The sequence below is a fragment of the Paenibacillus sp. Soil750 genome (assembly GCF_001428045.1).
Taxonomy (GTDB): Bacteria; Bacillota; Bacilli; order Paenibacillales; family NBRC-103111; genus Paenibacillus_E; species Paenibacillus_E allorhizoplanae.
This window is the reverse complement of sequence record NZ_LMSD01000040.1, coordinates 387,806-400,956: the sequence shown is the minus strand read 5'-3', so window position 1 is coordinate 400,956 and position 13,151 is coordinate 387,806. Positions and strand designations below refer to the sequence as shown.

General features: G+C 41.6%; 8 protein-coding genes and 1 pseudogene. 8 read left to right on the top strand and 1 reads right to left on the bottom strand.

Annotated features, from left to right (window positions below; all coding sequences use genetic code 11):
• Positions 1-23: 23 nt before the first annotated feature.
• The 5 genes from ASL11_RS29155 (at position 24) to ASL11_RS29140 (ending at position 8,576) form a co-directional block, all read left to right on the top strand.
• Positions 24-626: a class I SAM-dependent methyltransferase gene (locus ASL11_RS29155; RefSeq protein WP_056622548.1), complete on the top strand. Its 603-nt coding sequence runs from the start codon at positions 24-26 to the stop codon at positions 624-626.
• A gap of 164 nt (positions 627-790) precedes the next feature.
• Positions 791-1,258 (top strand): hypothetical protein, encoded by a 468-nt coding sequence (locus ASL11_RS29150; protein ID WP_056622546.1) that lies wholly within the window; start codon positions 791-793, stop codon positions 1,256-1,258.
• 138 nt (positions 1,259-1,396) lie between these two features.
• A complete protein-coding gene (locus ASL11_RS29145; protein ID WP_056622544.1) occupies positions 1,397-3,046 on the top strand; it encodes a stalk domain-containing protein in 1,650 nt (549 codons plus the stop codon).
• A 290-nt stretch (positions 3,047-3,336) separates the two neighbouring features.
• Positions 3,337-3,558 carry a winged helix-turn-helix transcriptional regulator gene (locus ASL11_RS36070; protein ID WP_442953105.1) on the top strand — a complete coding sequence of 74 codons (222 nt, stop codon included), beginning with the start codon at positions 3,337-3,339 and terminating at the stop codon, positions 3,556-3,558.
• 629 nt (positions 3,559-4,187) lie between these two features.
• Positions 4,188-8,576: an AAA family ATPase gene (locus ASL11_RS29140; protein WP_056622542.1), complete on the top strand. Its 4,389-nt coding sequence runs from the start codon at positions 4,188-4,190 to the stop codon at positions 8,574-8,576.
• Here the strand turns inward: ASL11_RS29140 and ASL11_RS29135 are convergent.
• On the bottom strand, positions 8,565-8,738 hold the full coding sequence (locus ASL11_RS29135; RefSeq protein WP_056622540.1) for a carbon storage regulator: 174 nt from the start codon (positions 8,736-8,738) through the stop codon (positions 8,565-8,567). The genes ASL11_RS29140 and ASL11_RS29135 overlap by 12 nt on opposite strands.
• 615 nt (positions 8,739-9,353) lie before the next feature.
• Between ASL11_RS29135 and ASL11_RS29130 the strand changes: the two genes are divergently transcribed.
• From ASL11_RS29130 to ASL11_RS38060, 3 genes and pseudogenes are all read left to right on the top strand, one after another.
• Complete coding sequence (locus ASL11_RS29130) at positions 9,354-9,536, top strand: carbon storage regulator (protein ID WP_056622538.1); 183 nt, start codon at positions 9,354-9,356, stop codon at positions 9,534-9,536.
• Positions 9,537-9,710: 174 nt separating this feature from the next.
• Positions 9,711-10,125: pseudogene (locus ASL11_RS38265) on the top strand (flagellin N-terminal helical domain-containing protein); the annotation flags it as partial.
• A gap of 608 nt (positions 10,126-10,733) precedes the next feature.
• Positions 10,734-13,115, top strand: coding sequence for a flagellin (locus tag ASL11_RS38060; RefSeq protein ID WP_442953104.1), 2,382 nt, complete (start codon positions 10,734-10,736; stop codon positions 13,113-13,115).
• The last annotated feature ends 36 nt before the right edge of the window (positions 13,116-13,151 follow it).

Genomic DNA, 13,151 nt, shown 5'->3' with positions numbered 1-13,151 from the left:
CCGTGAGGATAGGAGAGATATTAATGGGAAATACGGATAAGTTTGAAATGATAGCTAATGTATACGACACGCCTGAAAGAATTCAAATTGCTAAGGTATCCTCGGATGCCATTCGTGAATATGTCGTTGACGCAAATCGTAAGAATGCGATTGATTTTGGATGTGGAACTGGTCTAGTCGGATTGAGTCTATTAAACGAGTTTAACTCGATGCTGTTTCTGGATACTTCACCCAACATGATTACGCAACTAAAGCAGAAAATTTCTGATTTACATATTCAGCATGCAGATACATTATGTTTTGATTTTGAAAAGGAAGGTCTATCGGATTTGCATGCCGATTACATTTTTATGGCGCAAGTCCTACTCCATATTCCGGATGTAGAATTCGTTTTATCCAGATTATTTGAAGTTCTCAATGAAGGCGGACATTTACTAATCGTGGATTTTGATAAAAACGAAAAAGTAGTTTCCGATATGGTTCATAACGGATTTAATCAAGAGAAGCTAACGGACATCATGACTAAGATAGGTTACAAGAATATTCAATCGAAAACTTTTCATCAGGAAAGCAACATATTCATGGGACAAGATGCATCTATGTTTATTCTTGATTCTCAAAAGTAATCGTTACAGCGGCGGAGAGCTTTATTATAAATGTAGGTAAGACGGAGATGACTCAGTCCCAAACGGGATCGGGTCTAGTGGATCATTTCGCAAACGCAAACGTTTATATTGAATTCATTTTTGGTATAATAATAGGAATTAGTGATAGAAAACGAGGGATGTAAATGTCGTATGTCGTTGATTTTAAAAATGTGTCCACGGTAGGTTTAGAGTCTTCACCTGTAGTAGAAGCGCTTGCTGGTTTACGTGCGAATGAAGCCCGTTACTTTATGAATAAATACAAACATGAATTTACGGTTGTACCCGCAAGCGAAAGTCAGGAGAACCTTGATTATGTGAACCAAATCTTGAAAGAACGTGATATTGCGTTCGCGGCTAAACCGCTAGAAACCTCGCGTTTTCAAGTGGAAAACATCCAGTTTACCTACGTTTTTTATGAGGATGGTCTTAGCGTTAATGTCATGTATACGGTGGATGACCCTAAGAAGCGGGCCGTTGGGTTTAAGCTTTCTGAGGGGATGGAGATTCCCAAGGAGTTAGAACCGAAATTTAAGTTTGCTAGACAGAAGTCCAAACTAGCTGGAACGATTCGAGGATCATTTTTTGTAATTAAAGGTCAATATGAGTCTTAAGAGATACGTGTAAATTAAAGTAGGTATTTCACAGTGCATGTGAGATATCTACTTTTTCATTGCAAAAAAGAAGGAATCCGGTCGAAAAATATAGAATGTTAATATTTGTCAGGTCTATTATGCAGGGGGAACACATCTATGGTATATCGAAATATGCTTTTAAAAGTGTTGCTTGGTCTCTTTATTGCAGTTTCGGGATTGTGTATGGCTCAGCCACAAGTGGAGGCGGCATCTTATTCTTCCTATTGGTATCCACAAGGAAAAGTTGGATTGATGAAGCCAACGATCGTGTTTGAATTTGTAAAAAGCGATATCACACCCGAGTTCAAAAGCTATACGATGAAAATCGACCAAGTCAAAGTAGATGCTCAATGGGACATTGGTAGAATGATCCTGTCTTATACGCCAACGGCGGATTTAAAAGCGGGAGAGCATACCGTTAATATCATATTGGAGCTTAAGGATGATGGCTATTTGCCGCTCGAGAAGAGTTGGACATTTCGTGTTGACGAGAAAGCCATTTCTGAGCTGCCTGGGGCACCTACGGCCCAGCAATTAGAAGGTATCAAGGCGATCAACGATTACAGGGTTATGCATGGCTTGAATCCCCTTACCTTCAATAAGAACCTTACGTATGCGGCCAAACTGCATGCTCAGTATTTAGAAACGAACAAGGTCAGTGAATCGGGGGTATCCATGCACGAAGAAAATAGTAAGCTCCCCGGCTATATCGGAAGTAAGTTGTATGAGCGCGGTATGTACGCATCGTATGCCGGTAATTTCTCAGAGGATGTATCTTATAATGGAAACTCGCAAGCAACGATCACACAAGCAATTGATGGCCTTTTCGATGCTCCTTATCACCGTACGCCGTTCTTAACACTAGATGCCATAGAAATTGGTCTTGATAAACAAGGGGATTACACGGTTATTGAATTTGGATTAACGAATGAATGGAACTCGCGATTAGTCGTTTCTCCAGCTCCGGGCGATCCCTATGTTCCAATTGGTTTTGATGGTCATGAATCACCAGACCCGATACGAAACCATGCGGGTACCAAGTACCCTGTCGGTTATCCCATCATGGCGCAGCTATCTGGTAGATTTGTTAGAGATGTCAAATTAGTAGAATCCAAGCTGACGGACAGTACGGGCAAGGAGCTGGATCTATTGCTGAATACGCCGCTAGACGATGATCATCTACAGAGTGAGGTTATGTTAATTCCGAGCAAGCCACTCTCCCCAGATACAGTCTATACGGCATACGTTAAATTGTCCGTCATTGAAGATAATCAACCCAAGATTTATGAAAAGAAATGGGATTTCCGTACGGAACCTATTGCGTATGTAGGGAAAAGTAAATTGCATAACGATTCTACCGCGTATTTGAAGAATATGAACCAACCTGGCAAGTTGCAGCATGTGGTTTCTTTTGGACTAGCAGATAATAAATTCATCTTGGATGATGTTAAAGTGCCGATGAAGCAAAAGCCTATCATTAAAGAAGGAAGCTCCTACCTTTGGATAAGAGACTTAGCAGGGGCACTCGGGGCATCCGTAGAATGGGACGATAAACTGAAGGCAGCTATATACACGAAACAAGGTAGAACCATCACCCTCTTTACGACCAAAAGTGCTTATGCGCTAAATGGTGTAGAAGTTGTGACGGATTCGCCAGCTATTTTGGACAATGATTCTACAATTATCCCAGTGAGACTGCTATCTGAAGTGCTTGGGGCTAAGGTAGACTATGAGGACAAAACGCGAACGGTTAGAATAAGTTATTAGCTTAACCTTAGTTACGAATCCTAGAGAACCCATATGAAAGAGATCGTTGATCGTTGACGGTCTCTTTCTTTTTGCTTCGTTATCAGCAGAAAAAGTAGAGAAAACCGAACAGATGAATCCGGCCTGTGTTACAGTCGTCCACATAGAGGTTTTTTCTTTGGATAGGTATCGGCTTAAAACCGACAAATCGCAATAAATGCAGCTAACGCGAAGAACACAATGTTCACGCCGATTTCTCGAAATTCCTTTCGAGAAACATGGAATAGGGCGCCGAGAAGAACGATTGTGGCATACCGGATATCAATAAAAAGATGCTAACCCAACAATTAAGAGAACTTGCTTATAACGATATCGTACATCGTGAGGTGTATAACCAAGTTCCTCCTAAAGTAGAATATTCAATATCGGATTACGGCAAGGGCTTAAGTAAAGTCCTACAGCCTTTGAACGATTGGGGTGCAGCTCATATTGAGCATATGAATAAGTTATACGGAGAGGATCGCCCGAGGTAATTTTATATCTTCGTTGTCCAGTAGAAGCAATGATAAACTAAGAGGAACTTTTTGAATAAGATGGCGGCGTATAGAAGAGGGAGAGCATGGTATTGAATAGAAGCGGTATTGGACTGGATGAATGCACGTATTCTTGATGTTTCATCCTTTTTAAATATGGCTATCATGCTTGCCACGTTAGCTCATACGACACATAAGTAAGATAAAACCTTGGGTGTTCTAAATAATAGCGGCTGAAATAACTAACGTTTTAAAAGAAAATTTTTGTTTTGCATTCATTTTTGTAGCCCGTCCTTTTTTCATGTTTTTTGTAGTGCTAACTAGGAATACTGTAATTAATTGATAATAATTATCAGTATCAAATATAAATATCCTTTACCAGGTTGTCAACGAAAAATATAAAAGAGTGATTGCATATTGAGCAAAAGAATGCAAATAACTGGGTACAAATTACCATGACAAAAGTCCTACTATATCGACATATTTCGTGCTATACTTTCGTTAAAAGGCGAGTAAATAGGGAGGGATATTTGTAGTTGATCAATCATCATTTGTTTTACAGGTAGTAGGGTTTACCAGTAATGTGCCTACGCACAAAGTATAGGTTTATCCGCATGGGGGGATAGAGCTTGGAAAATCACAACGAGATGACATTAAGCTCATATATACAAAAGAATTCATCCGATCTTTGGTTTTTTTTATACGTAGCTTTGGAATTGGTGGAATGGATTAGACAGTTACATAGTAGCGGTGTCGTTTTGCACAATCTAAACCCTGACAATATTTCCATCCAATCCAAAGACGGTCGATTAGCGCTAAAACTGATTTCCCAATCCAGCTCACACCGAATTGATGTGCTAACGTTGGAACAAAATGAGGACCTTATCAAAGTGTTTGCTTATATGTCACCAGAGCAGACGGGTCGCATGAAGTGGAAGATTGATCAACGCAGCGATTTGTATGCGTTAGGTGTGATTTTTTATGAATTGCTGACTGGAGAGCTACCTTTTAAAGCGAATACGGCTAACGAATGGATTCATGCCCACATGGCGTTGCTTCCATTGCCTCCAAGTGTAGTTAAACAGGGAATTCCACCAATGTTAAGCGAACTCATCATGAAGCTACTTTCCAAAACAGCGGGGAGGCGTTATCAAAGCGCATATGGACTTCTGGATGACCTGCGAAAATGTTCGGACCAGTTAAGGCAGAATGGAATGATTGAGCCATTTCCACTAGGAGTAGTAGATAAACTAAGCCAATTTCGGTTACCGGATAAGCTCTATAGCCGAGAAAAAGAGCTGCAGGAGCTGCAAGACGCTTATGAACGAGCCTGTTCGGGTTCTAAGGAGATCTTGTTCATCGGTGGTCATGCTGGAAGTGGTAAAACGACGTTAGTTCAAGCCGTTCAAACGTCGGTTATGCATAATAAGGGGTATTTTATTTCAGGTAAGTTTGACCCACTACATCCATCCATCCCGTACGCATCACTTATTGCAGCGTTCCGTGATTTAATAAGGAAGATACTTACAGAAGATGAAGATCATATTTCCTTATGGCGACAAAAGATAATAGAGGCCATAGGACAATGTGGCATTGTTCTTATTGAAGTGATTGCCGAACTAGCCTTAATTATAGGGGAACAACCTCAGGTTGAGGCACTGCCTCCAGTAGAATCAACAAACCGATTTCAAACGCTTTTTTGCAATTTGATTAAGGTCTTTGCAAATAAGGATCATCCTTTGGTGATTTGGTTGGATAATTTGCAAGGGGCCGACTCAGCCTCGATTAATTTGCTTCGGGTTTTAATGATCGATCCTTCAAATAAGTATCTTTTCCTCATCGGGACATTTCGAAATCGTGAAGTCGATGAAGAACATGAATTAGTTGGCATGTTTTCTGACCTTTCACCAATAAGAGATATATCTATTCGCTCCATCAACCTTGAGGCACTAAGCTATCTAAGCGTAATACAATATGTAGGCGATTCGCTTCATGCCGATCAAAGCAGGATTATGCCGTTGGCGAAAATCCTGTATCAAAAAACAGCCGGAAACCCCTTTTATTTAAAGCAAATACTGCAAATTTTTTATGAGAAAAAGTTAATCTATTTCGATTTGGACCAGAAGAGATGGGAATGGCATATCCAAGAGATTAGAAAGTGTGACGGCTTTCAAGATGTTAGTAGCTTAATCGTGGGGAGGTTTGACACGCTTCCATATGAAACTCGTGAAGTACTGCATTTAGCTGGTTGTATTGGAAACTCTTTCGAAATTCACATGTTGTCCATGCTATGTGGGCAGGAGACGGAACAAACGGAACAGGATTTAGTGCCAGCGCTAAGTGCAGGCTTGGTATTAATTGAAAAGGATCGCTATGTGTTCTTACATGATCAGGTGCAGAGGGTAGCCTACGATTACATACCGATAGAAGAGAAAGCGCAGGTTCATTTGAAAATAGGCCACTTGATGCTCTGTTATTTTCAATCTGAACCGTGGGACGAGCATCTGTTTGAGATTGTACATCATCTAAATTTAGGCAGCGAGCTTATAACGGACCCGGTAGAAATTGAAAGGTTAGCCGAGCTATGTTTACGAGCAGGGAGAAAGGCTAAAGCATCTGCAGCCTATGGCCAGGCATTGGAACTATTGGAGAAGGGGTCTCAATTAATTGCAGCCGAAGGGTGGTCCCAGCACTTTGATCTATACGCCCAACTTTTAATTGAATGCTCGGAATGCCAGTATTTCTGCGGTTACTTTAAACAAGCGGAATCCGTTCTCGAGCAGTTATTGCAACATGTAAATGATGTTTTGGATAGAGCCAAGATTTATGTTATCCAGATTACGATGTATGCATTTGAAAAAAAAGTAGGACAAGCAAGCGACATTGCTTTAAAAGCAATGGCTGAGTTTGGACTTCATACTCCGTCCAAATCCACTTGTCTATCCATTATGGGGGAAATTATCTATACGCAAGTCATGCTTGCAGGAAAGCGTAGTCATTTAAAGGACTTACCACAGAGCCATGACCCATTGCATAAAGCATTAGCGGAAATAGTTATGGTCTCATCGTCGATTTTATTTGTTGCAAATGATGAACTGGCCGTCATTTTATTTGCAAGATACGTACGAATGTCCTTGGATCAGGGGCACGCTGAAGCGTTGGCCATTGCGCTTGGTTCGTATGCCATTACGCTGGCTTTCGGATTTAAAAGTTATAGAACTGCTTTACGTCTAGCCGAGATCGCGCTACACTATTCCGAGAAAACGGACAGTCTCCTGCTTCAAGGGAAAATTCAAGTTATTGTCGGGCTGATTTTACAATTTGTGCGACCTCAGGAATCAGGTTCTTACTTTCAAAAAGCGGGACAGTTAAGCTTGGAAGGCGGTGATTTACTTTATGCCGGACATGCCCTATCCTGCCAATTAATTGCGGGCAGCAAGAATTTGCGGCACTTAGATCATATATGTAAATCGAATGCCGAAAAATCTGCCCGAGTTTTGGATAAATTGACGTTGAGAGTTCTGAATCAAACCATGCAATACGTTGATCTTTTACAAAATACGACGAATTCCAACCACTTGTGTTTCAACAAAGGTTATTTTGACGAGAGCCAACTGAAGCAGGAAGAATTCTTGGTCGCTCAGCACAATGTCAATTTGTATTACTATTACACTTGTAAGCTTGAGGTCTCATACATATATGGACATTACTCGGAAGCATTGGCGATAGCTGAACAATCGAAGGGTCTCGAGGCAGCAGTGCTAGTGCCAATCAAGCAGAAACACTGTTTCTATTATGCATTATCGATTATTGCTATATATCCAAGTGCAACGCATCGTTTGAAATGTCAGTATCGAAAAATTCTTAATCAATTGTTGGCTCGAATGAAGCAATGGACGAAGCTCGTTCCGGAAAGCACATTATCTAGATATTGGACGATGCTTGCAGAATTAGCTATTTTGGATCAAGAATTTACTAAAGCAGCCACCATGTATGATCAAGCTATTCAATGGGCACAAAAGAACGAATGTCCACAGGATGAAGCGATTGTGTATGAAAGGGTTGCTCACTATTACCAACAGTTAGGTAACCATATAAAGGCGGAAACTTACCTTCAGGACGCCTGTAAGGCCTACTACAAATGGGGGGCTTTTGGGAAGGTGAAAAGTTTGCAGGATCGCAATCCGTCACTGATGATCCTCATCTTTAATGAGATGGACCCGTCCGATGATCATGGCTACCATGCGGTGAAAGAAACCGCGGCAGTTGATAAAAGGGTTAATAATGGCCTTAATAGCGAATTAGATATGGATACGCTCCGACAAGCTTCAAAGATTGTTTCAAAGGGTAAAGCGGAGAAGGAGTTGCTGAATGATTTTCTTAATTTGGCCATATATAATGTTGGCGCTGAAAGGGGCTGTATCATATTAGGAAGTGAGGGTATGTGGACTGTAGAGGCTGAAAAGGAAAGCAACCACAATAAAGAGAGCCCTGGAGATACCAGAGCCCACTTTGCAACATCGGTGGCACAATTCGTGATGCGAACAAGGGAAACGCTCATTCTTGGCGACGCTCGTCAAAGTATATTCATAACAGATCCTTATATTCGGCAGAACCGACCTAAATCAATTTTATGTTTACCTTTTCGATATACAGATCACCGAGATGGCATCTTATACATGGAAAATAATCTAACAGCTGATGCATTTACCTCAGATCGTTTGGAAGTATTAGAAATGATTTTTTCGCGAATGTCCTATATAAGGATCAATTCCGTTGAGGATGTAAAAAGTAGCGAAGTCAAAGTTTCACCCACATTAGTTGAATCACTTTCGAATCGAGAAATAGAAATTCTTCGTTTAATGGCAGAAGGCTTGTCTAATAAGGAAGTAGCTGTACAGTTAGAGATTACGGAAGGAACGGTAAAAAGCCACGCTTTCAACATCTATGGAAAGCTGGAAGTAAATCGAAGGGTACAAGCCATCTCCAAAGCAAGAGAGCTTCAACTATTGAACTAATTGTGTGATTTCCTTTTGAAGCAATTCCCCACGAATGATTTGGATGTCTTGAGGTGCTTCAATGGCTAGACGTAAGTGACCCTCATCACTTTTAATCACTCTTACTATGATCTTCTCATCAATCACGATGTATTGACCCGGCTTTCTTCCTACAACCAGCATAGTGTGCACTCCTTAATCATATTTACCCATGAGACTCAACGAGTATCGGTTATGAGTATTATCTTAGTTTGTTACCCTGAAAAAGTAATCAGACGAAAGTTATAACAGATCAAAAATAATAATTATGGCAGCGGAATAGGGCATAAGTCCTAGGTTTTTGGTGTCAATCGAGAGAGTTGATAGGATACAAAAGAAGGCTTAAAGATGACGTTACGATATGGGGTATAACGAAAGTTGTATTTAATTCTATTCGACATGAAGTGCGAAATAGAAGTTCCAACGGAATTAGATGTCGATTTATAGAATTTATTTTTAAAAAGGTATTCACATTTAAACATGTACCGCCGATATATCAGGTAAAGGATATCATATCCACTCAAGGACGAGTGAATGAGCATGGCATTTTTCAGGTTGACTGAAAAGTAGCTATGTGAATTTACTCGTCTTTTTGTGTTTTTTTAGATATAGGAATAGAGATTTAGATGCAAGACCAATAGCATAGAGTGACTTACGGATGAGCAAATAGCTCGATTGTCGATCTTCAGGATGAAGACAGACATCGAGTCGTTTGCTCATCTTTTTTTTTTCATACTAACTCATAGGGAGATGAGATGGATGTTGGTTTTAGGAAGAAGACCTGGAGAATATGTGTTGATTGACGGCAAGATTACGGTGAAAGTTATCAAAAGTGAAGAAGGACATTTACGTCTGGCGATCGATGCACCGCGGGATATTTCAATTGTTCGTGGGGAATTGGTTGAAGAGGAAATGAAAAATAAACATATAGATAACGAATAAGATTACCTTCCATTCAAGGCCGAGTGGTGTGGATCAGGGATGAGCAGGGTTACGGATCTTACGATTGATGTTGGATAAGCGCGCAATTCAACGAGCAATTGTCGGAACGTGTCCCAAAGCTTTAATGAATGCAAACGGATGTGTATTCAAAAACCCACATGGAGGTAGTCTATTATGAGAATTAATCACAACATTACAGCAACAAACACGCACCGTCAGTTGAGCACGAACACAGCGAACCAAAGCAAATCTATCGAGAAATTGTCTTCCGGTCTTCGCATCAACCGTGCAGGTGATGACGCAGCAGGTCTAGCAATCTCCGAAAAAATGCGCGGTCAAATCCGCGGTTTAGATCAAGCTTCCCGTAACGCGCAAGATGGCATCTCTTTGATTCAAACAGCTGAGGGCGCACTTAGCGAAACTCACGACATTCTTCAACGTATGCGTGAGCTATCTGTTCAAGCAGCTAACGGTACGAACACAGCGAATGACCGTGATGCGATTCAATCCGAAGTAAACCAATTGACTTCAGAAATCAACCGTATCGGTAACACAACTGAGTTCAATAATCTTAAATTGCTTAACGGAAAAATCAACGTAACACCAGCTGTTACAGCTAATGTTAAAGGTGGACAACTTTCCTCCGGTAACATTGACATTCTAGCTGCTGCTACGCAAGCTACAGCAAAAGGTACTGCTCTTACTAGTACTTCCACACAAATTTCTGCTGTAGGCGGACCAACAGTAACGGGTACTAAAGCATTTACTACGCCAGGTACTAACAACTCCGGACCAAACGTTGGTGAGACGAAAGCTGTTCTTACAGGCGCGGCTCTAACTGCACAAAACGTTGGCGCATTTGCTCCTTCAGTTACAGGTACCAATGACTATGCTACTGCAGTAGGGCCTAACCTTGCGACGACTGGTGCAACTGCAGTTGGTTCTACAGTTCTAACGGGGAACTCTAATTTCAAAGTCTCTTCTACCGTACACCAAGAAGCAGTTGGAGCAACCGGGTATACAGTGGCCGGTGCTGCACCTGGTGAAGTTGTAGGTCCAAATGTTACCGCTGCGGACAACGAGCTTACATTTACATCGAATGGAACCTCGCATACTGTCACTTTGACTGTTAAAAACTATGATGGAGCACTGGCTGGAGATGGCGTTAATGATTTCGTAGCTGATCTTCAAACTGCAATGCAAGTAGCCGATCCTGATGTTACTGTAAGCTATAACGCAACAAGTGGAAAAATAGAGTTTGGTTATACAGGTGCAAGCCAAGATTTCAGCATTGATGGTGGTAACCTAACATCACACCTTGGTGGTATCCCAGCAACAACTGATTATGTGCAAAATGACACGTTATCTTTGACTGTAAATGGTACCACTAAAAATATTACGTTGGCATCTGCTGGTTATGATTTAACGGCAGGCGCAGGTAAAACAGCGTTCTTGGCTGATCTTAACGCAAAATTGGACGCTCAATTCGGAGCGGGTAGCGTTGTTGGATCATTTGATGGAGCAGGTAAATTGAAGTTGACTGATGGAGCGACAGGTTCAGGAAGCACAATTACCAGCATTACGGGTAACGGAGCAGCTGCACTTGGGTTGGATACTGCAGCACTTACGCAAGGTACTGAAAACAACTCCTTAACATTAACGTATGGCGGCGTACAAAAAACCATTACAATGGCGGTAAACGATTATGATGGCACTGCAGGTAAAACAACAGCAGACTTCTTAACGGATCTTAACGCTAAGCTGACAACAGCTTATGGTGCAGGTAAAGTTACTGCTTCCCTAGATGCAAGCAAGAATATTAAATTCACAACACAAAATGCTGGTGACACGTTGTCACTTGACAGTGGCGGTTTGCTAGATAAAGTGGTTAAAAACAGCGCGGCTGACTCATTGACTGCTAGCACACCAACTGCCAACAACCAATTGTCCTTGTCTGTAAATGGTACGAACAAAACAATCACATTGTCAGGCAACTATACAGACCTTACCAATGCTGGTCAGCAAACTAGCTTCGTAACAGATATCAATGCGAAATTAGATGCTGCATTTGGTGCAGGTAATGTTGCCGCATCATTTAGCAGTGGTAAATTGGTGTTAACTGACAATACAACGGGTACTGCGAGCACTATCGACAACATCGGTGGTACAGCAGCAGCAGCTCTAGGCTTGAGCGGCAGCGCACAAGGAACAGAATCCAACAAGCTGGATGTAACGTACAATGGCGTATCCAAAACAGTTACTCTCGATACAGCTGACTATAGTGCTGGCGGAGATGACAGTGCGACTGATTTCCTTGCTGACATTCAATCCAAATTGGATACAGCTTTCGGAGCAGGCAACATCAATGCAAGTTTTGATGCAAGCAATAAAGTAGTCTTCGCAGCTAAAAATGCATCCGACACAATAACTATCGATGGCGGTGGGGCGGCAGCTCTTCTGAAAGCAGCTCCTGCGGATTCCTTTACAGCAGGCGTTTCAAGCAGTAACAATGCGCTGAATATTACTGCAAATGGTGTTAGCAAGAGCATTACGTTGTCTGATGCAACGTATGATTTCACTAACGCTGGTGACAAAACTAGCTTACTAGCTGATCTGAACGGAAAATTGAACACTGCGTTTGGAGCAGGTAACGTTGTTGCTTCCTTCGATGCAAGTAATAAATTGACTTTCACAAACGGCTTGTCTGGCTCCGAAAGCAGCATTACTTCAGTTACAGGTTCTGCAGCTAACGCTTTAGGCTTAACTTCCACAACGAACACGCAAGGAAGCAATGCTAACAACACAGGAACAATCACAATTGATGGAACTGCTGTTAACATTACACTTGCTGCTCAAAACTACACAACAGGTGGTCTAGCATCTGATCTTCAATCACAAATTCGTGCAGCTGGTGGAGCACTTGCTAATGCATCTGTTAACTTCACAGACGGAGCATTCCAAATCACTTCCGGTACTAACGGAGCTGCTGGAAGTGTAAGCATTTCAGCTGGTGACTTGGCAAAAACATTGAAACTAGATGTAACCAATGCAACTAGCACTGCTGGCGCTGCTACTGCAGACAAAGGTTTGCGTTTCCAAGTAGGCGCAAATGCTGAGCAAACAATTGCTGTTGGCGTATCTGATATGCGTAGCCAGGCATTAAACATCAGTGATTCTGCTACAGGAACTGTAACAGCTAGCGATGGCAAAACAGCATCCTACACAGCAATTTCAACAGTAACAGACGGGACTAGCAACACGAATACTGAGTTCGCTTTGGATATTTCCTCCACTGAAAAAGCTACTGCAGCTATTAGTGTATTGGATGATGCGATTAACGCAGTATCTACACAACGTGCAAGCTTAGGTGCTTACCAAAACCGTTTGGAACATACAATCAACAACTTGAATACATCTTCCGAGAACTTGACGGCTGCTGAATCCCGTATCCGTGACGTAGACATGGCGAAAGAAATGATGAACCAATCTAAAGCTAGTATCCTTGCACAAGCTGCACAAGCTATGCTTGCTCAAGCGAATCAACAGCCTCAAGGTGTTCTTCAATTACTTCGTGGTTAATCATAGCTTTAATCAAATGGACTCTAGATTTTCTAG

Coding starts and splice junctions, on each gene's coding strand:
- ASL11_RS29155 (WP_056622548.1), top strand. CDS start 24: ATGGGAAATACGGATAAGTTTGAAATGATAGCTAATGTATACGACACG.
- ASL11_RS29150 (WP_056622546.1), top strand. CDS start 791: ATGTCGTATGTCGTTGATTTTAAAAATGTGTCCACGGTAGGTTTAGAG.
- ASL11_RS29145 (WP_056622544.1), top strand. CDS start 1,397: ATGGTATATCGAAATATGCTTTTAAAAGTGTTGCTTGGTCTCTTTATT.
- ASL11_RS29135 (WP_056622540.1), bottom strand. CDS start 8,738: ATGCTGGTTGTAGGAAGAAAGCCGGGTCAATACATCGTGATTGATGAG.
- ASL11_RS29130 (WP_056622538.1), top strand. CDS start 9,354: ATGTTGGTTTTAGGAAGAAGACCTGGAGAATATGTGTTGATTGACGGC.
- ASL11_RS38060 (WP_442953104.1), top strand. CDS start 10,734: ATGCAAGTAGCCGATCCTGATGTTACTGTAAGCTATAACGCAACAAGT.